Below are 20,447 nucleotides of genomic sequence, written 5' to 3' on the forward strand. Positions count from 1 at the left end.
GGCCACTAGGTGAGAGCCTGGTGGCCGATTTGCCGATCAGGTGTATCTGTTTTCGATCATGAATTTTGGTGGGGACCAGTTCGGGCCTTTGATCGCCAGGCCGTGCTCTCCGAGAGCAAGTACCCCGGCGGCGAAGAGGCGGGAGTAGGCGTTTTCGAGTGCGCCATACTCTTTGAGGATGTCACGGTTATAGAGTCTGATCATCCTGTCCAGATGTGGATTTGCTTTGATCAACGCGAACACTGCAACGATGTCATCAAGGGACTCGTTTTTTACGATTTGTTCGACAGTATTCATTTCCACATCTCCTTCAACAACCTTTGGTATTCGAGTTCCACTTGTTCTGCGTCGGCGGCCAGCGCTTCAGGTGTGTACAGCAGCGAAGCATCGTCTTTGAGTTTGAAGTCTTCCAGCGTTGCTGTGTGAACATTGTTCCACACAGGAGAGTTCGGATCAGGTCGTTCGTTATCCCCATATCCCAAGGCTCTGAATCTTTCTAGCTCTCTCAACTCATGAGTGTAGAAGCGCTTGTCTGTATCCGTTATCTCAAGCTCTCCGCTGATGATTTTTTCCAGGCGATCAATCATTACCTTATTGGCGGCCGATTCAGGAAATCTTGAGATGTGTAGTCGCACAGTGCTTGCTCCTTCTGATGTTGCAGTTACAGGGGACCATTCCAAGTCAAGAATTGGTCCACCTGTTTCCTCGGGGTTAAACGCGCGGCCACTGTGCTCGCCACCTTCAACGCCTCCCTCATAGGGACTGCTGAAAACCACATACAACGGCGACAATCCGGACTCAGTTGGAAAGACCGTGATAAACCCGCCAAACCCATACCGATCCAGCTCGGGAAACGGATCGATCCGTCCCTCGTCTGGAACAACTTCAGCACCGTCGTAGACCGGAGGATCGTTATCGGCCAGCGGCAGGTGGGTCGAGGTATCTTGTGGCTGTACCAACGGCGTCCAGGTCAGCGTGGGGCCGTTGGTGTCGCTGGCGGTGGAAACGTAGACGTTTTTACTGGCGTCGAAGCGAGCGGCTCTCACGGGAACAGGGGCGGGGACTGTCACTCCGTCCGTCGTGACTACGACGAATTCGACTTTGTCGCCGATCGTCGACGAGCCCAGCCTGACCGGCAGATCGACTGTTCCCCCGACGGCCGCCACGTGATGAAGATCTTCATTCAGATCCGGTGCGAGGTCTGACAAGGGAACGCTGGCCGAATACAGGTCGCTGTTCCCTAGTTTTGAAGGGGCGAGCAACGCCGCGAACCCGACGATCACCGGTGCGGCAGCAGTGGAGATGGCAGCCAGCGCCAAAGAAACCGCCGTTTGCAGCGAAGTTCTGAGCGCCAGAGTCGTGGCCAGGTTGTTGCCAAAAACGCCGAGCGGGCCGGTAAAGGTGGGACCCAAAGCGGCCATCGAACCCGCATTGGCAAAGAGCGGAGGTTGTCCGGTTTTGGCGTTTTCGGCTTGCCGTTGCGCCTGCTCCCTGGCGATCTTGCGTGCTTTTTTTCGCTGTTTCTTTTGTGCTTTTCTCAGCGCTTTCTGCTGCTTTTCCCGACGTGTTTTTTCAGCCAGTTGCCGGCGTTCCTCTTCGCGGCGCTGAACTTCGGCTTGCGCTTGCAGGCGTGCCTGCTCGGCGGCGACTTGTCGCGCAGCGGCTGCGGCGGCGATTTGTGCCAGCTCATCCGCCAGCCTTTGCGCCTCGAGCAGCGCTGCAACGCGCGCCTGTTCACGCGCCTGAATTTCCTGCTGTTCTTTTTGCCGACGCGCAGTTTCTGCCAGTGCTGCGAGTCGTGCCTGTTCATTGATGCGCGCCAGTTCGGCCGCCGCTCTTTGCGCTTGCTGTTCAGCCGCTATTCGCTCTTGATCATTGGCCTGCACGGCGGCCAGCCATTTTTGTACTCCGACCTGTTGCTGGTTAAGTATGGCGATGGATTGCGTCAGCAAGATCGCTTCGTGGGCGGCTCTGTACGAGGTCGCCCAAGCCTGCATGGCAAGACCACGAGGCCTGACGTTGCTATCCATGTTCTGCGCTTGTCGATAAAAAACATGGAAGTCCTTATTGAGTGGCGTCTCCCCAAAAAAATGGTTAACAAGAATATTTTTTTGATGAAGTTGAGCGGTCTTTCTAGCAATAAGTGTGTGGCGTACTCCTAGCTCTCGAGTGATTGCTTGCGCGGGAGGAAGCGGATGGGTATTGCCTTCCAGACGTGTTGCGGCGAGTTCCTGCTCAATCGATTGCACCAGTTGTTGGTTCTGAGATTGAAAGTCCTGTTCAATCTTTAGTTTGGCAGCAGTGAACTCCCGCGAACTGGCTACAACGTTATGTGGGATGCCAAACGTGCCGCTATGGGGCAGAACAGGGGATGTCCCGCGAATGATGGGAGTGTTTGGCGGTGCAATTGCTGTCGTATGGACAGCCTCTGTTAATACAAAGGGTGGAGGTTTCTGCATATTCATATCCTTTTGAATGTGCGTGTTGGCTCACTGGCAAAATGGTGCTGTTGAAAGCGGCGCCTGTGTCGCCAGCGAATGTTTGAGGTGCTTCAAGTTACAACAAAACTCTGGTTACAAAATCCGAGAGCTCCGTAAGTAATGGTGTTTCGTTTTGAAAGAGGGTTCCTGGGTTTTCAACGTTCAGGTCATATTTCTTTGGTGCAAGAGGAAATGTCCGACATTGTTTTCGAAGTTGTTCGAAAGATAGGGCGTTCGGCTTTTCAGCAGGCATAAAAAAGGCCGCTGCAAACGCAGCGGCCAAGGTAAGACGTTGGATCAAGGAGCTACAAATCAACGTCAGTGAACACCGGGGCGATGGATCGAAAAACGCTTCGATCGATCAGAAATCATTGCCAACGACTCGGTCGTGGACTTCGTGCTTACTGGCGGTCTGCCGTGAAAGCCCGCTCAGAATAAGGGCTGGCGCCTCAGGGAAAAATAGCGATTCCGGACATGCACTGTTACGGGGCATGTAACAGTGGCGCGCACCGGGGTCGTCATTATCCGTTGCGTTGATAGTGATCCATCCAGCCTGTTCATGGCGGGCGCAAAGCCTTGCTGCAGGCGGGGATTCATCCTTTTGAGCGACAGTGTGAATACCTCCTTGGTGCGCTTATCGTCCCTGCGTGGCGGCAGTAGGGTGGGGTCTTCTGTCACTCACCGGGGAAGACGCATGACAAAAACAACAATGCGCGCCATCTTCACACCGCACGCGCTTGCCGCTGCGGTGGCCTTGGGTTGCTGTGCCCAGGCGCACGCGGTCGCTTTCAATATCGGGGAAATCGAAGGCACCTTCGATTCGTCGCTGTCGGTCGGTGCGAGCTGGGGCATGCGCGATGCCGACAAGTCGCTGGTGGGGACTGTCAACGGCGGGACCGGCCAGTCTTCCACCGGTGATGACGGGCGTTTGAACTTCAAGAAGGGCGAGACCTTTTCCAAGATCTTCAAAGGCATCCACGACCTCGAACTGAAGTACGGCGACACCGGTGTGTTCGTGCGCGGCAAGTACTGGTACGACTTCGAACTCAAGGACGAAGACCGCGAGTTCAAACAGATCAGTGACAAGGGTCGCAAAGAAGGCGCGAAGTCTTCCGGCGCGCAGATTCTTGATGCGTTCGTCTATCACAACTACTCCATCGCCGACCTGCCGGGCACCGTGCGTGCCGGTAAGCAAGTAGTGAGCTGGGGCGAAAGTACCTTCATCGGCAACTCGATCAACAGCATCAACCCGATCGACGTCTCGGCGTTTCGCCGGCCAGGTGCGGAGATCAAGGAAGGGCTGATTCCGGTGAACATGCTGTTCGCCTCTCAGGGGCTCACCGACCAACTGACGGTCGAAGGCTTCTATCAACTGGAATGGGATCAGACCGTCCTCGACAACTGCGGCACCTTCTTCGGTGTCGACGTGGCGGCGGACGGTTGCAACAACGGTTACACCGTCGGCAGCCCGGCGATCGCCCCGTTGGCGCCGCTGGCGGCAGCCTTTGGCCAGCCGATCCAGGTGACCCGCGAAGGCGTGATCGTGCCCCGTGGCGGCGACCGCGATGCGCGGGATTCCGGGCAATGGGGCACGGCGTTGCGCTGGCTCGGCGATGACACCGAGTACGGCCTCTACTTCATGAACTATCACAGCCGCACGCCGACGGTTGGCACCAGCACCGCCGGCCTGTCGACCCTCGCGGCCTTGCCGGGCATGGTCGGGATCGCCAACCGGCTGGCGCCCGGCAGTGGATCGGGACTGGCGCAAAGCGTGATGCTCGGGCGTGGTCAGTACTACCTCGAATACCCGGAAGACATCCGCTTGTATGGCGCGAGTTTCTCTACCACGCTGCCGACCGGCACCGCCTGGACCGGCGAGATCAGCTACCGGCCCAACGCGCCTGTGCAGGTCAACACCAACGACTTGACCCTGGCGCTGCTCAATCCGATTGCCGGCGGTGCTGCGTCGCCGCTGGTCACCTCGCCGGGTGCCGACAACAAAGGCTACCGGCGTAAGGAAGTGACCCAGATCCAGAGCACGCTGACGCACTTTTTCGATCAGGTCTGGGGCGCTCAGCGTCTGACCCTGGTCGGCGAAGCGGCGGTGGTGCGGGTCGGCGGACTGGAGTCGCGCAGCAAACTGCGTTACGGCCGTGACTCGGTCTACGGCCAGTACGGTTTCGGCGGTGACACCGACGGTTTCGTCACCTCCACCTCTTGGGGGTATCGCGCCCGGGCGATCCTCGATTACGCCAACGTGATCGGCGGGATCAACCTCAAGCCCAACCTGTCCTGGTCCCACGACGTCGCCGGTTATGGCCCCAACGGTCTGTTCAACGAAGGCGCCAAAGCCGTCAGCGTCGGGGTCGATGCCGACTACCGCAACACCTATACCGCGAGCCTGAGTTACACCGATTTTTTCGGCGGTGACTACAACACCCTCGAAGACCGTGACTTCGTGGCCCTGAGCTTCGGTGTGAACTTCTGATCTGCCCGAGAAGGATGAATGCAATGCGCAAGATGATTCTGCAATGCGGTGTCCTGGCCCTGAGCCTCCTGGCCGCCAATGTGATCGCGGCGGTGTCGCCGGACGAAGCCAACAAGCTTGGCACCAGCCTGACGCCGCTGGGCGCCGAGAAGGCCGGCAACGCCGACGGCTCGATTCCGGCCTGGACCGGCGGTATCCCGAAAAACGCCGGTGCGGTCGACGGCAAGGGCTTTCTGGCTGACCCGTTCGCCAGTGAAAAACCGCTGTTCACCATCACCGCCGCCAACGTCGACAAGTACAAGGACAAACTGTCCGACGGCCAGGTGGCGATGTTCAAGCGCTACCCCGAGACGTACAAGATCCCGGTCTACCCGACCCATCGCACCGTGGCCGTGCCGCCGGAAATCTACGAATCGGCCAAACGCAGCGCGCTGAACGTCACCAGCATCAACGACGGCAACGGACTGGCCAATTTCACCGGTAACCGCTACTACGCGTTCCCCATTCCCAAAAATGGCGTCGAGGTGTTGTGGAACCACATCACCCGTTATCACGGCGGCAACCTGCGGCGGATCATCACGCAGGTGACCCCGCAAACCAATGGCAGCTACACGCCGATCCGCTTTGAAGAAGAGATCGCCGTGCCGCAACTGATGAAGGATCTCGATCCGGAAAAAGCCGCCAACGTTCTGACTTTCTTCAAACAGTCGGTGACAGCGCCGGCGCGTCTGGCCGGTAACGTGCTGCTGGTGCACGAGACCCTCGATCAGGTGAAGGAACCTCGCCTGGCATGGATCTACAACGCCGGGCAGCGCCGGGTGCGGCGTGCGCCGCAGGTCGCCTATGACGGGCCGGGCACCGCTGCCGACGGCCTGCGCACCTCGGACAACTTCGACATGTTTTCCGGCGCGCCGGACCGCTACGACTGGAAACTGATCGGCAAGAAAGAAATGTACATTCCGTACAACAGCTACAAGCTCGACTCGCCGAGTCTCAAATACGACGACATCGTCAAGGCGGGGCACATCAATCAGGACCTGACCCGCTATGAACTGCACCGGGTCTGGGAAGTGGTCGGCACGGTGAAACCGAACGAGCGGCACATCTACGCCAAGCGCCACATGTACATCGACGAGGACAGCTGGCAAGTGGCGCTGGCCGATCACTACGACGGTCGCGGGCAGCTGTGGCGAGTGGCCGAGGGACACGCGCAGTACTACTACGATCACCAGGCCCAGGCCTACACCCTCGAAGCGCTCTACGACATCATCGCCGGCCGCTACATTGCCCTGGGGATGAAGAACGAAGAGAAGCACAGCTTCGAATTCGGCTTCGAAGCCAAGGCTGCCGACTACACCCCGTCGGCCCTGCGCGCCGAGGGCGTGAGGTAAGGGTTTCGATACATTGGCAAGGCAAAAGGCGACCATACGGTCGCCTTTTTTATGGGCGCCAATCAGCGTACTGAATACTCGTCAACAAGCGCCGGGGAGAGGACTAGGGTGAGCGTACAACGATAAAAAGGCGTACCCGATGACCGCCATGACCCACGCTCCGGATCGTCCGGGATTCTTGCCCAGACTCTCGGCTCATCATCTTCCACGTCCACGTCTGACTGCATCATTGCTGGAGTCTTCGGCACGGGTCCGGCTGATCTGCGCACCGGCCGGCAGTGGCAAGAGCACGCTGTTCACCGAATGCCTGTTGCAGGCGCCCCTCGAATGTACGGTGTGCTGGCTGCCGCTGGTGGGCATGTCGATAAGTGTCGCGGCATTTTGCGAGCGACTGGCGCAGGCATTGGGGCTGGCAGCGGCGGATGAGTCGTCGTTGCTAAATGAACTGGCGCGCCGGTCCTCGCCGGTCTGGGTGTTTCTCGACGATTACTGCCGTGTTGAAAATCCGGCGCTGGATGCGCTCCTCGACCGCCTGCTGGCGCTTGCCAGCCCTGCCGTCACCTGGTGGATCGGCACGCGTCGGCGCCCGCAATGCAACTGGCCTCGCCTGCTGCTCGATGATGCCTTGTACGAGTGCGAACGCGCGGCGCTGGCGTTGAGTCGTGGCGAGATCGCGCAACTGTTGCGGCACCTTCCGCCAGCCCAGGCCGACGACGTAGCCGGGCGAATCCTCCAGCGCAGCGGTGGGTGGTGCGCCGGGGTGCGGATCCTGTTGATGCAAAAATGCGACTGGTCGCAAAAGACCTTGCCGCAGCAACGCATGGACACCTTGCTGGACTATCTGCAACACGAACTGTTCAGTGGTTTGAGCCCGGAACTGGCAGAGGCCTGGCGGGTGTTGGCGCATTTGCCGCGGTTCAACGCCAGTCTGTGCGATCACCTGTTCGGTGCCGGCGAAGGGGCGCAGTGGATGCGCACGCTGCAAACGCTCGGGTGTTTTATCGAACCCTGGCAAGGGTCGCCGGACTGGTTGCAGGTATGCGCTCCGCTGTCGCGTCTGATGCGCGACGAACCCTGGTCGGCCGGACGTTCCTGGCATCGCAGGGCCTGCCAATGGTTTGCTGCCGGGCAGCATTGGAAATGCGCCTTCGAACAGGCGTTGCTGGCCGAAGAGTACGAGGTCGCGGTGAGCCTGCTCCAACACTTCAGCTTCGAGCACCTGTTCGAGGAGCAGACTGTTGTGTTGCTACTGCGTCTCTACGAGCAGCGCGGCGAGGAGTTGCTGCTGGGTTCGGCGCAACTGGTCGGGCTGATCACGGCAGCGCTGCTGTTCGCCGGACGTTTTGCCCAGGCGGCGGATTGCATCGGGCAACTGTCGCGTTTTCTACCGCCGCCGTCGGCGGGTCAGCAACGGCAATTGATCGCCCGCTGGCAGGCTCAGCAAGGCTGGCTGTTGCATTTGCAGGGGCACATGGACGAGGCGCGCGAGCATTTCGAGCAGGCCTTGAACGATCTTTCGCCGCAGGCCTGGGCGGCGCGTCTTTTGTGCCTGTCGGGCCGCACTCAGCAGGCGTTGCTGTGCGGTGATCTGGAGCTGGCTCATTCGATCAATCGTGAAGCGCTGTGCCTGGCCCGGGCTGAGGGTTCATTGCTGTTCGAAGCGTTGCTGGAACTGGATCACGCCCAACTGCTGGAGCAACGGGGCGCGTCGGCTCGTGCCGAAGAATTGCTGGCCAATCTTTGCGACATGCTCGGCTTGTCTGTCGAGCGGCCGACGCCGTTGCTGGGCCGTATTGCCCTGCGTCGCGGGCGGTTGGCGCTGAGCATGGGACAGCAGGATCGGGCCGCCGGATTCTTTCAACAAGGGCTCGACGATTGCCTGTGCAGCTTTGACAAGCGGGTGCTTTATGGCTTTTTGGGGCAGGCGCAACTGGCCGCCGATCAGGGCGATTACCCGCAGGCGTTCATGCGTCTGCGTGATGCCGAGCGGCTCATGCAGCAGCGGCAGATTCCGGACACGGTCTATCGCGGCGTTCTGCTGCAGCTCAGCAGTGAATTCTGGCTGCAACAAGGGCGGCCAGAACTGGCTCGCGAAGCGTTGAGTCGAGTGCTCAGGCATTATCGTGGCCCGCGGGCACGGCAGGCGCCGCCGGCAACGCTGGAACTGATTCCGCGTATCGAGTGTTTGCTGATTCTGGCCGAGACCCGTTTGGGGCAGACGCAGCAGCCCGTGCTGCGATTGCAGTCTCTGCTCGAGCAGGCTCGGTCTTGCCGGATGATTGTTCTGGAAACCGAGTTGCTGCTGGCAATGAGCGAGGTGGCATCAATTCTCAATGATCGGGAATCTGCCCGGCAGTATTTCGACAAGGGCCGCATGCTGGCCTGCCAGTTCAACTTGCAGTGCCTGGTCATGAAGTTCGATGATGCCGCGACGGTTATTCGATCTGAATCATTATCCGGACATCAGTTTTCTGAAAGTGGCGAGAGTGAAAATTCATTAAGTTTGAGAGAGTCGCAAGTGTTGGGGTTGATTGCGGCGGGAAGTTCCAATAAACAAATAGCGGACAAGTTGTTCATCTCGTTGCATACCGTTAAAACTCATGTCCGGCGGATTCATGCAAAGTTGGGCGTCGAACGCCGTACGCATGCCGTGGCGCGCGCTAGAATGCTGGGTTTATGTTGTTAATCGTCATTTAATCAGTGTGTTGGTTTTTTTTAAGTTTGATCCTTTAAATGTCTTGCAAAGGATAGTGGGTGTTTTTGTTGGTTTTACTCCGGTTAAGTTGTTTGCACAGCTTGGGCGATGTTTTGTCGTCCTGTTAATACGTGTAATAACGGAGTTTTATCATGAGCGCAGTGGAAAGTTTCTCGGCGGAAAAGCATCTGAATAAAATCAATCAGCACAGGGACGACCTGGAAGGTTTACTGGGTGCACTACCGTCGTTCAAATCGCTTTTACAGGATCTGGTGTTAAAGGAACTTCAACAGTTATCGCCGGATATCTATATCAGCAAAACGTACATTACCGCCCAGCGTCCAGGGATTGTGAATCCGCAACCGACCGGGTTGTTGATGGACGTGTTCATGCAGTGCCTGATGTCCGGTAATGCGCCCGTCTATGACGCCAGTCTGTACGGCGTCTTCGATTGGCCTGACTCCACGGATGAAGAGGACCGGATTCACGGGCTGGATGTGGTCGCCGTCGGTTCGTTGATCGGTAATGTGCTGGGGGCGCTGGCGCAGAAATACACACCTTTGCTGGCGCAATACTGGGCTGCTTCTTCGGGGAAGGACGACAAGGGGCGTGAGCTGGCTTCGCGCCGGCGTCAGTTGCAGGATGTCCATGCAGCGCTGTTCTGGCAGGAATTGGGCGCGACGGTGCAGATGCAAGGCGTTCGGCCGGAGGTAGAGGAAAGCTATGCCGTTTTTATCAAGGGCACATCTTTGACTCCGGCCTACAGTCTTTCACTGCAACTGGAAAATGGTCGATTCGCAACGCTGGCCGGCTGCTTTGTCACCTACCTCACGGGGCGCTCTATCCCCGAACTGGTTCTGGACGATGACGAATGGGTAGTGCTCTACACCTCCGTGAACGGCCTGGAAACGTTCCGCACCGCCGCCTTGATGCATCAAGCGTTGCAGCAACGCCTGGGCAATGCAGAAACCCGGGCACAACTGCTCAGGAGTGTTTCACAGGAAGATGCCGAGCAGGTCGGCAGCGTTCCGGATATCCGTTACCTGAACATTCAAGGCGAAATCTTCCAGACCCTCACCGCCCAGCTTCTTGAAAAACAACAACGCGACGTTGCTTACCATCTTCGCCGGTTACAGGCGCCGGGCGGGGATCGGCCTGCTCTCGTGCGTTCGGTCGAGAGCGCCCTTCAGCAGCAGGCGGTCATCGACGCTGCCCGGGGGCGGGTCGCCAGACTACTGGCCCTGATGAACCGAAACGCCCGGCCGCAATGGTTGAAGGATGCCACCGCCAACCATCAGGAAATGTTCGCCTCTCTGGAAAAGGAACTGCTCAGGGGGCAGGTGTGCCTGCATGAGGCCATGGAAGGGGTATCTTCTTTTCAGGACTACGTGCGCGGTGCTGTCGAAACCCACATCAGCGCGGGCGATACCCGGCGAGTGGACCCTGATACTGTCTGGGTGACAGTGCAACATTCGTTGCGCATGGGCACTCGGCGTATCGAACATGTCGAGCGTAAAACCCTGACGCAGTTGTTCATGTACGGCGTGCATGACACGGCGGCTCCCTACACGATCAAGCTCGAAGCCTTTCACAACAATCCGCGACTGACGGCTTCCAGTATCGAACTCGCCATCCGCCAGTTTGATCTGCGTGTGCAATATGCCAGTGAGCGCAATCAGCGATTCGCACAGGCGCGGATCCGCGAAGCCATGCGCGAAGTCCTGGGGCAGGAAATTGCGCTCAGCCACTTCGCCGCCGTCCTGCAAAAACACATCGGCCCGCAAGCACAGAACATGGTGCAGCGGTATCTGTATGGCGACCCGGGAGTCGAAGCGTTTGGCGTTGCGTTTCGTCAGCGCTACAGGCCGTTCAGGGACATGATTGCGTTTCGTGCAAGGGGAGCTGCGCCAGACCGTCAATTACATGTGCTGTATGCGCCGGGTGCCCCGACCGGGCAGCAGTGGTACGAATTCTCCGATCTGACGGGGTTGAAGCGCCAGTTCATCTCTTGGGGATTCGAGCCACGTGATCGTGAATTCCTGACCGGTCAGGCTTTCAGCAAGGACCGCGCAGCTTTCGTGAAAGACGAGCTCTCTTATGACGAACCGGGCCCTGTGTTTCAGCCATGGTGGTGGGGCGGTGTCACCCTGGTGGAGTGGAACCGGGGGCACGAAGACGGGCCGCTGATGGGGGCCATTCATGAAATCATCGATTGGGAAATTGCCGAGGAACAGGTGGCTACTCCTGCCTGGTACAGGAGTGCGGCGGCGCGCGATCGCGAGATGCTTACCCGATTGAACACGGATTTCAGGGCGCTCTACGAACTCTCGAAAGAGGAGCTTAATATCCCCACGTTGGTTTCTTTTTCACGAGACCAGGTGATGGAACGGTTGAACAGCCATCTGCGTCGTTCTGACCCGAACCATCCGTTGATCGATCCTGATCGCGTTGATGTCAAGGTGAAAGGGCAGGACTGGATGACGCTCACCCATCTCTTCATTCAATGGCAGCTTTGGCCAGACGATGATCAGGTGGCATTCGTCTCCAGGGAAGGTTCTTCACTGGGCGGTCTGAATGCGACGGTCGTCAAATCGTTGATCGGTTTGCGGCCGGGCATGATGTATGAGTGGCATCTGGTCGACCGTTTCGCCAACGGCGCGTCGCTGGATCTCAAGGCGAAACTGTTCTGCAAGCTCAAGCAGAACGAAATGCTCAGGGCGGCATTGACCCAGAAGATGCAGGGCTCTTTGTCCGCCGAACAGTTCAACTGGCTGGCGGGACTGGTTGACGGGCTCGATCATGACCGTCCTCATGAACTGGATCCGTTCAAGCCGGGCACTACCCCGCAGGACGGTATCTACACGCTGGTTCTTGAAGGGCGACGCATCGAGGGCGCTTATACGTTTGGACGCCGGGTGGCAGGGAAACTGCAGCTGCTGGTCTATGTTCCGAAGGCTCCGGATGGCATGAGTTTCCGTCCGCTGGAGTCCTTGACACTGGGGCTCAAGGACGCCGACCTGGGAAATCACGTTATTGCACTGACCAGGCTCGAACACAGGAGTGTCGTACAGAACTTTGTCATTCGCTGCCAGAACGCGTCAGGCGCTCTCCCAACCCCGGCGTTGAACAACAGTTCTGTCGTGACCCATTTCAAGTTCGAATTCGACAGCATGATTTCCCGTGTGCTCAGCGACGTTGACTATCAAACCACCACACCTGCCGAGCGTTTCTGGAACACGGTCATGGTGATCACCGAGCTTGCGGTGGATATCGTCTCGCTGTTTGTCCCGCCGGTGGGATTGGTGAACAGCATCGTGCGCATCACACGGTCGATCGTCCAGGGCATCGTTGCCTACAGCCTGGGGGATGACGAAGCCGGCAAGAACCATCTCGCCTCGGCCTGGAGAAGCTCCATTCTCCTGTATGTGGGGATTGTGGCTGGCGTTGGCGGATCTGTTTCGGCGGTGGGGCTGCTGTCGCGAGTCAAGGATATTTCCGAGATCGTATCGACCGCGACCGGGGTGCCAGTGGGCATTGGTTATGTCACCGCCGTGGCTTCTCCCTATGTGATCGCGGACAGTAAAACCCGAATCATCGGCTGACCCCTTGCCTCATCAATCTGGCTGATAACCCATCCGCCAGCTCACGGCCCGCGTCGCAGCCAATAACCGCTGCGCCGCCGGGCCGTTTTCGTCGGCGTGGAAAAGCGAGGTCGGGCCGACGATGGTCAACACCGCCGCGACCTGCCCGAGGGCGTTGAACACCGGTGCCGACAAGGCATCGACGCCGGGCATCAGCAAACCGTGGACATGATGCAGACCGCGTTCGCGGATCTGCTCGCACAACGCCGCATAGGCTTTTTCGTCTGCCAGCGGATGGCCGCCGCTGGCGATTTCCTGCTCGCGCAATTCGTCGGTTTCCCGGTGCGGCAGGTACGCGCCGAAGACCAGGCCGGTGGAGGAACTGAGCAACGGTAATACCGAGCCCAGTTGCGTCACCACCGTCACCGCGCGCACCGCCGGTTCGATGTGCACCACGGTCGCGCCCTGATTGCCCCACACCGCCAGGAAACAGGTTTCGTTGAGTTCGTCGCGCAACTCGGCCAGCGGCAGAGCGGCGACTTTCAGCACGTCCATACTGTTCAGAGCAGCGAGGCCCACGCGCAGCGCTTCACGGCCGAGACCGTAGTGGTTGGTGGCAGTGTTCTGTTCTGCGAAACCGCTGGCAATCAAGGCCTGCAGATAACGGTGAACCTTGCTCGCGGGCATCTGCACATGTTCGGCCAGACGCGACAGCGAAGTGGACGGCGACAACTCGGCCAGGGCCTTGAGGATGTCGGTGCCGACTTCGGCGGAGCGGACTTTCTGTTTGCCGTTGCTGTCGCTGGTTTTTTCCATGGTGCTGCCGTGTCCCGGAACGAATGGGCGTCTTTATAGCTTGACGCTGGATAGCGAGCAAATTACGTTATGCGTAATTGAATTACGATAAAAATAACCCCGGCGTGCCAAGACCTCCGATCCAGAGCGTCCGGCCATGCCGACTCCCTGTTCAGGAGGCTCCATGAACCTCGATTCAGCCCTGGCTTACCAGTCCGGTTTCGGCAATGAATTCAGCTCCGAAGCGTTGCCCGGCGCACTGCCCGTCGGCCAGAACTCCCCGCAGAAAGCCCCTTACGGTCTGTACACCGAACTGTTCTCCGGCACCGCGTTCACCATGACCCGTAGTGAAGCGCGGCGCACGTGGATGTACCGGATCCAGCCGTCGGCCAATCACCCGGCATTCGTCAAACTGGAGCGGCAACTGGCGGGCGGACCATTGGGTGAAGTGACCCCCAATCGCCTGCGCTGGAACCCGCTGGAGATCCCGGCCGAACCGACAGATTTCATCGACGGTCTGGTGAGCATGGCGGCCAACTCCGCCGCCGAAAAACCGGCCGGCATCAGCATCTATCACTACTGCGCCAACCGTTCGATGGAGCGCGTTTTCTTCAACGCCGACGGCGAGCTGCTGCTGGTGCCGCAACTCGGGCGCCTGCGCATCGCCACCGAACTGGGTGTACTGGAAGTGGCGCCGCTGGAAATCGCCGTGTTGCCACGGGGCCTGAAATTCCGCGTCGAACTGCTAGATCCGCAAGCGCGCGGCTACGTCGCCGAGAACCATGGCGCGCCATTGCGTCTGCCGGATCTGGGGCCGATCGGCAGTAACGGCCTGGCCAATCCGCGGGACTTCCTGACCCCGGTGGCCGCCTACGAAAACCTGCAACAACCGACCACCCTGGTGCAGAAGTTCCTCGGCCAGTTGTGGGGCACCGAACTCAATCACTCGCCGCTGAACGTGGTCGCCTGGCACGGCAACAACGTGCCGTACAAATATGACCTGCGCCGCTTCAACACCATCGGCACCGTCAGTTTCGATCACCCGGATCCGTCGATCTTCACCGTGCTGACCTCGCCGACCAGCGTCCACGGCCTGGCCAACCTCGACTTCGTGATCTTCCCGCCGCGCTGGATGGTGGCCGAGAACACCTTCCGTCCGCCGTGGTTCCACCGCAACCTGATGAACGAATTCATGGGCCTGATCCAGGGCGAGTACGACGCCAAAGCCGAAGGCTTCCTGCCCGGCGGCGCGTCCCTGCACAGCTGCATGAGCGCCCACGGCCCGGACGGCGAGACCTGCACCAAAGCCATCAACGCGGACCTCAAGCCGGCCAAGATCGACAACACCATGGCCTTCATGTTCGAGACCAGCCAGGTGCTGCGCCCAAGCCGCTTCGCCCTCGACTGCCCGCAACTGCAATCCACTTACGACGCCTGCTGGGCCACGCTGCCCGCCACGTTCGACCCGACCCGGAGATAACCCATGACTCAGAATTCCATCACCCGCAGTTGGGTCGCTTCGGCCAACGACCACACCGAATTCCCGCTGCAGAACCTGCCGCTGGGCGTGTTCAGCATCGACGGCTCGGCACCGCGCGCGGGCGTGGCGATTGGCGAACACATCTTCGATCTGCAAGTGGCGCTGGAGGCCGGTCTGTTCGACGGCGTCGCGCGCAGTGCCGTCGAAGCCATGCGCGGCGGTCAGTTGAACGCGTTCTTCGAACTCGGCCGCGACGCCCGCGTTGCCTTGCGCGAACGTCTGCTGGAACTGCTCAGCGAGGGCAGCACTCATCGCGGCAACATTGAAGCCCAGGGCGTGAAACTGCTGCCGCTGGCTGCCGATTGCCAGCTGCACCTGCCGGCGCGCATCAGCGACTACACCGACTTCTACGTCGGCATCGAACACGCGCAGAACGTCGGCAAACTGTTCCGTCCGGACAACCCGCTGCTGCCGAACTACAAACACGTGCCGATCGGCTACCACGGTCGTGCGTCTACCGTGCGCGCCTCCGGTGCCGACGTGCGCCGCCCGAAAGGCCAGACCCTGCCGGCCGGTGCGACCGAGCCGACCTTCGGCCCGTGCGCACGGCTGGACTATGAGCTGGAACTGGGGATCTGGATCGGTCAGGGCAACGAGATGGGAGAGCCGATCGCCATCGGTGACGCCGCTGAACACATCGCCGGTTTCTGCCTGCTCAACGACTGGTCGGCCCGTGACATCCAGGCCTGGGAATACCAGCCGCTCGGTCCGTTCCTGTCCAAGAGCTTCATCACCAGTGTTTCGCCATGGGTGGTGACTGCCGAAGCGCTGGCGCCATTCCGCACTGCGCAACCGGCGCGTCCGCAAGGTGATCCGCAGCCGCTGCCGTACCTGCTCGACAAAGGTGATCAGGAGGGTGGTGGTTTCGACATCGAGCTGGAAGTGCTGCTGCTCACCGAGAAAATGCGCGAACAGAACCTGCCGGCCCATCGCCTGACCCTGAGCAACACCCGCTACATGTACTGGACTGTCGCGCAAATGGTCGCGCACCACAGCGTCAACGGCTGCCAGTTGCAGGCCGGTGACCTGTTCGGTTCGGGCACCTTGTCCGGCCCTGAAAACGGTCAGTTCGGCAGCCTGCTGGAAATCACCGAGGGCGGTAAAAAGCCGATCGAACTGGCGTCCGGTGAAGTGCGCAAATTCCTTGAGGATGGCGACGAAATCATCCTGCGCGCCCGCTGCGCACGCGAAGGTTATGCCTCGATCGGTTTCGGCGAATGCCGTGGCACCGTGCTGGCGGCACGCTGACAGGAGCGGCTCATGGATCTCTACACCTATTACCGTTCCACCTCGTCGTACCGGGTGCGGATCGCGCTGGCACTCAAGGGGCTCGACTATCAGGCGCTGCCGGTCAACCTGATCGCACCGCCCGGTGGCGAGCATCGGCAACCGGCGTACCTGGCGATCAATCCTCAGGGCCGGGTGCCGGCCTTGCGCACTGATGACGACAAGTTGCTGATTCAGTCGCCGGCGATCATCGAGTACCTGGAGGAACGTTTTCCACAGGTGCCGTTGCTGCCCGAAGACCTCGTTGCCCGTGCACAGGTGCGCGGCGTGGCGGCGGTGATCGGCTGCGACGTGCATCCGTTGCACAACGTCAGCGTGCTCAATCGCTTGCGCGGGTTGGGGCATGACGAGCCGCAGGTCAACGAGTGGATCGGTCACTGGATCAGTCAGGGGCTGGCGACGGTGGAGCAGTTGATCGGCGACAGCGGTTTCTGTTTCGGCGAGTGGCCGTGTGTGGCGGACGTGTACCTGATTCCACAGTTGTACGCGGCCCAGCGGTTCAACGTTTCGCTGGAGGCGTTTCCACGGATTCGTCGGGTGGCTGCGTTGGCTGCTGAACATCCGGCGTTCATTGCGGCGCATCCGGCGAATCAGCCGGACACTCCGAAATAGCATTTGATGGCTTCCGTGCAGCGCACGGGAGCCGTTCCGGTTACCCGCAAAAAATCATAAAAACAAAACAGGTACCTTGCGATGCACAACCAGATTGCCAGCTTTCGGGCGGCACTCGACGCCCGTCCTGTGTCCCGCTTTCAGTGGTTGCTCCTGATTCTTCTCGCCTTGCTGCTGGTCACCGACGGCTATGACGCCCAGGTGCTCGGTTACGTGGTGCCGGCGCTGGCGCAGGACTGGGGCCTGGAGAAATCCGCATTCGGCCCGGTGTTCAGCGCCAACCTGTTGGGTCTGACGCTTGGCTCGCTCGCTGTGACGCCACTGGCCGATCGCTTCGGCGTTCGACGGATTCTGCTCGCCTGCGTGCTGATCTACGCCAGCCTCACCGTGCTGATGGTGTTCGCCGATTCCCTGAATACCCTGATGATCGCGCGCTTCATCTGCGGCATCGGCATGGGCGGCGCGATGCCCAGTGCCATGGCGTTGATGTCGGAATATTCACCGCCACGCCTGCGCACGCTGATGGTGACGCTGGCGGCCTGCGGCTTCTCGTTCGGCGGTGCGGCGGGTGGTTTTGTGGCGGCCGGCTTTATCGATCGGTTCGGCTGGCAAGCGGTGTTCCTCGCTGGCGGTGTCACGCCGTTGCTGCTATTCCCGTTTCTCTGGTGGATGTTGCCGGAATCTTTGCCACGCTTGCTGCGTGACGCGCCGCCCTATGCGCGCCTGCGCAAGGTCACCGCGCGGATGCTGCCGGATTGGCAACCACCGCCCGCATCGGTCGAGCAGAACGAGCGCGAGCAGGGCAGCAAACTGACCGTGGTGGAGTTGTTCCGCAACGGTTACGCACGCCCGACCTTGCTGATCTGGGCAACGTTTTTCGTGAGCCTGATCCTGCTGTATTTCATGATCAGCTGGCTGCCGTCACTGCTGCTGGAAAGTGGCTTGAAACTCAATGAAGCGAACCTGGTGACGTCGATGTTCCTGTTCGCCGGCACGCTCGGCGCAATTTGCATGGCGTGGTTCGCCGACCGTTTGAAAAGCAAAGTACGACTGTTGTCCGGCGTATTGGCTGGCGCGGCGGTGTGCACGATCCTGCTGGGGCTGAATCACGACAATCCGCGTTATCTGGTGGCCTGTGTGTTTGCGGCGGGGTTTTGCATCATCGGCGGGCAACTGACGCTCAACGCGTTCGCCAGCAATTTCTATCCGGCGCACGTGCGCGCCACCGGCACCGGCTGGGCATTGGGAGTAGGGCGGTTCGGCTCGATTCTCGGGCCGCTGTTCGGCAGCCTGTTGTTGGCGATGCACATTCCGGTGGAGCAGATTTTCTTCTTCTGCGCGATTCCGGCGGTGATTGCGGCGTTGCTGATCATTCAGGTGCGTTCGCCTTCGCAGCTTGCGCAAAATCCTGTGGGAGCGAGCTTGCTCGCGAAGAACGATAACGCGGTTTGACTGATCGACCGTGTCGCCTGATTCGCGAGCAAGCTCGCTCCCACAAGGGATCAGTGGACGACTGAGTTCGGTGGCAGATGCCCCAGCCGTTCCGTCAGGCGAAGTCGCTGAATCGGGTCGTCACTGAGCAATAGCGCGTGCTCCAGATCGAAACGCTCGGCGTTCGGGCAATCGAGGCGCTGGTACAGACTGGCCCGGGCCAGATAGTCGGCGGCGCTGGCGTTGCCCAGTTCGAGCACGCGCTCGGCATCGATCAGCGCCGCGATGAAGTCGTCGTGGGTCAGGTGCAGCTGGCGCAGGTTGCGTGACAGACGCTGAAGCATCTGCATCGGTTCGGCAGTCAGCAGGTGGTCGGCGTTGAGTTTCATCTGATGGCCGTACTGGCGGTGCAGCAGTTCGCGGCAGTCGTTCGGATACAGACGCCGTCCGCCGCACGGATCGAGCAGGTGATCGGCCCCGGGAACCTTCAGCAGGAAATGCCCGGGGAAGTTCACGCCCACCAGTGGAATCTCCAGGCCACGGGCCAGTTCCAGAGCGATCAGTGCCAGCGCCAGCGGCTGACCGCGTTTGGTCTGCATGACTTTGTGCACCATCGCGGCCTGCGGGCGCAGCGGTACGAAATCATCCTGGGCAAACCCCAGATCGGTCATGCGCCGCAGCAGCGGTTGCGCCAGCTCGCTGACCGGCAGCAACGGCAAGCCATAGCTGACCCGCTGCTGCAGTTCCTTGAATTCCTGCAACAGCGCTTCGGGATCGGCTTGTTTGTCGTGTTCGGCGGCCATCCACAACGCGGCTTCGAACAGCGCGGGCGGTGAACGGTGCAGACAATCGAAGAAACGTTGGCGCGGACTCATCTAAATCTCCGGGGCATGCCTCGTTTTAGCCCCGTCTTTGTCATTCGTCCAGTACCGGGCCGCTCTGCCATCGGGTTATGCCGCAACGCATTGGTCGCTGTCGGGCCTTATTCCCGTGCGCTTCAGCAATTTTCAGGCGCAAGCCTATACTGGCGTCTACCAGAAGTGATTCGGGAGCCTGCCGATGTTCGCTCTCATGCAAAGCACTCGCCTGGAATCGCTGCACCTTAGCGTTGATCCGGTGTCCGGATTGAAGGCGGTCATTGCCATTCATAACAGTCGCCTCGGGCCAGCCCTGGGCGGGTGTCGTTATCTCGCCTATCCGAACGACGAATCCGCGGTCGAGGACGCCATACGCCTGGCCCAGGGCATGAGCTACAAGGCCGCATTGGCTGGTCTCGCCCAGGGCGGTGGGGTGGCCGTGATCGTGCGGCCGGCCCATGTCGAAAACCGCGGCGCCTTGTTCGAAGCCTTCGGCCGTTGCATCGATCAGCTCGACGGGCGCTACATCACTGCCATCGACAGCGGCACGTCAGTGGCGGATATGGATTGCATCGCCCAGCAGACCCAGCATGTCACCAGCACCACTTCGGCTGGCGACCCCGCGCCGCATGCGGCGATGGGCGTGTTCACCGGAATTCGTGCCACAGCCATGGCGCGGCTGGGCAGCGATAACCTCGAAGGCTTGCGCGTGGCGATTCAGGGGCTGGGCAACGTCGGTTATGCCCTCGCTGAACAGCTGCACGCAGCCGGTGCCGAACTGTTGGTCAGCGACATCGACCACGGCAAGGTGCAACTGGCGATGGAACAGCTCAACGCCCATCCGATTGCCAACGACGCGTTGCTCAGCACGCCGTGCGACATCCTCGCGCCGTGCGGTTTGGGCGGTGTGCTCAACAGCCACACGGTCACCCAGTTGCGCTGCTCGGCGGTGGCAGGCTCGGCCAACAATCAACTGACGCACCTGGATGTCGCCGATCAACTCGAACGGCGCGGAATCCTGTATGCGCCGGATTATGTGATCAATGCCGGCGGTCTGATCTACGTTTCCCTCAAGCATCGGGGCGAAGAACTGACGACCATCACCGCGCACCTGTCGAAGATCAGTTCGCGCCTGACTGAAGTCTTCGCCCACGCCCAGGCGGAAAAACGTTCACCCGCGCGGGTGGCGGACGAGCTGGCGGAGAAGGTGTTGTACCGCTGAGGTTTGTCCGGGCATGAAAAAGCCCCCGAGTCTTTCAACTCAGGGGCTATTCAATTCAGAGGCTTCAA

The 20,447-nt window shown here is 60.0% G+C and carries 13 protein-coding genes; 9 read left to right on the forward strand and 4 right to left on the reverse strand.

The annotated features are described in order from the left end of the window. Nucleotides 1-36: 36 nt before the first annotated feature. Both ABFB52_RS05755 and ABFB52_RS05760 read right to left on the reverse strand, forming a co-directional pair. Entirely contained in the window at nucleotides 37-297 is a 261-nt protein-coding gene (locus ABFB52_RS05755) for a hypothetical protein (protein WP_007957240.1), read from the reverse strand. Beyond that, nucleotides 294-2,465 (reverse strand): S-type pyocin domain-containing protein, encoded by a 2,172-nt coding sequence (locus ABFB52_RS05760; protein ID WP_256584329.1) that lies wholly within the window; start codon nucleotides 2,463-2,465, stop codon nucleotides 294-296. The genes ABFB52_RS05755 and ABFB52_RS05760 overlap by 4 nt, the downstream gene beginning before the upstream one ends. Nucleotides 2,466-3,174: 709 nt before the next feature. Between ABFB52_RS05760 and ABFB52_RS05765 the strand changes: the two genes are divergently transcribed. From ABFB52_RS05765 to ABFB52_RS05780, 4 genes are all read left to right on the forward strand, one after another. Beyond that, the gene (locus ABFB52_RS05765; RefSeq protein ID WP_085746956.1) at nucleotides 3,175-4,968 is read left to right on the forward strand and encodes a DUF1302 domain-containing protein; all 1,794 of its coding nucleotides are present in this window, start codon (nucleotides 3,175-3,177) and stop codon (nucleotides 4,966-4,968) included. A gap of 23 nt (nucleotides 4,969-4,991) precedes the next feature. Beyond that, complete coding sequence (locus tag ABFB52_RS05770; RefSeq protein WP_085746957.1) at nucleotides 4,992-6,359, forward strand: DUF1329 domain-containing protein; 1,368 nt, start codon at nucleotides 4,992-4,994, stop codon at nucleotides 6,357-6,359. Nucleotides 6,360-6,498: 139 nt separating this feature from the next. Further along, the gene (locus ABFB52_RS05775; protein ID WP_129972970.1) at nucleotides 6,499-9,045 is read left to right on the forward strand and encodes a LuxR C-terminal-related transcriptional regulator; all 2,547 of its coding nucleotides are present in this window, start codon (nucleotides 6,499-6,501) and stop codon (nucleotides 9,043-9,045) included. 161 nt (nucleotides 9,046-9,206) lie between these two features. Next, a complete protein-coding gene (locus tag ABFB52_RS05780) occupies nucleotides 9,207-12,656 on the forward strand; it encodes a DUF6543 domain-containing protein (RefSeq protein WP_129972971.1) in 3,450 nt (1,149 codons plus the stop codon). 12 nt (nucleotides 12,657-12,668) lie between these two features. On the opposite strand, the gene ABFB52_RS05785 is transcribed toward ABFB52_RS05780, so the two are convergent. Continuing rightward, a complete protein-coding gene (locus tag ABFB52_RS05785; protein ID WP_085746960.1) occupies nucleotides 12,669-13,451 on the reverse strand; it encodes an IclR family transcriptional regulator in 783 nt (260 codons plus the stop codon). A 163-nt stretch (nucleotides 13,452-13,614) separates the two neighbouring features. Between ABFB52_RS05785 and hmgA the strand changes: the two genes are divergently transcribed. The 4 genes from hmgA to ABFB52_RS05805 all read left to right on the forward strand — a co-directional run bounded on the left by hmgA (nucleotide 13,615) and on the right by ABFB52_RS05805 (nucleotide 18,321). Beyond that, nucleotides 13,615-14,910 (forward strand): homogentisate 1,2-dioxygenase, encoded by a 1,296-nt coding sequence (gene hmgA, locus ABFB52_RS05790; protein ID WP_085746961.1) that lies wholly within the window; start codon nucleotides 13,615-13,617, stop codon nucleotides 14,908-14,910. A 3-nt stretch (nucleotides 14,911-14,913) separates the two neighbouring features. After that, a complete protein-coding gene (fahA, locus tag ABFB52_RS05795; RefSeq protein ID WP_129972972.1) occupies nucleotides 14,914-16,218 on the forward strand; it encodes a fumarylacetoacetase in 1,305 nt (434 codons plus the stop codon). 12 nt (nucleotides 16,219-16,230) lie between these two features. Then, nucleotides 16,231-16,869 (forward strand): maleylacetoacetate isomerase, encoded by a 639-nt coding sequence (gene maiA, locus ABFB52_RS05800; protein ID WP_127796955.1) that lies wholly within the window; start codon nucleotides 16,231-16,233, stop codon nucleotides 16,867-16,869. Between the two features lie 81 nt (nucleotides 16,870-16,950). Next, nucleotides 16,951-18,321 carry an aromatic acid/H+ symport family MFS transporter gene (locus tag ABFB52_RS05805; protein WP_129972973.1) on the forward strand — a complete coding sequence of 457 codons (1,371 nt, stop codon included), beginning with the start codon at nucleotides 16,951-16,953 and terminating at the stop codon, nucleotides 18,319-18,321. A gap of 50 nt (nucleotides 18,322-18,371) precedes the next feature. On the opposite strand, the gene ABFB52_RS05810 is transcribed toward ABFB52_RS05805, so the two are convergent. Beyond that, nucleotides 18,372-19,175 (reverse strand): transglutaminase family protein, encoded by an 804-nt coding sequence (locus tag ABFB52_RS05810; RefSeq protein WP_129972974.1) that lies wholly within the window; start codon nucleotides 19,173-19,175, stop codon nucleotides 18,372-18,374. A gap of 184 nt (nucleotides 19,176-19,359) precedes the next feature. Between ABFB52_RS05810 and ABFB52_RS05815 the strand changes: the two genes are divergently transcribed. Further along, complete coding sequence (locus ABFB52_RS05815; protein WP_085608113.1) at nucleotides 19,360-20,379, forward strand: Glu/Leu/Phe/Val dehydrogenase dimerization domain-containing protein; 1,020 nt, start codon at nucleotides 19,360-19,362, stop codon at nucleotides 20,377-20,379. Nucleotides 20,380-20,447: the final 68 nt, after the last annotated feature.

It is taken from the genome of Pseudomonas sp. 9.2(2024), assembly GCF_039695385.1.
In the GTDB taxonomy this organism is placed as follows: Bacteria; Pseudomonadota; Gammaproteobacteria; order Pseudomonadales; family Pseudomonadaceae; genus Aquipseudomonas; species Aquipseudomonas paraglycinae.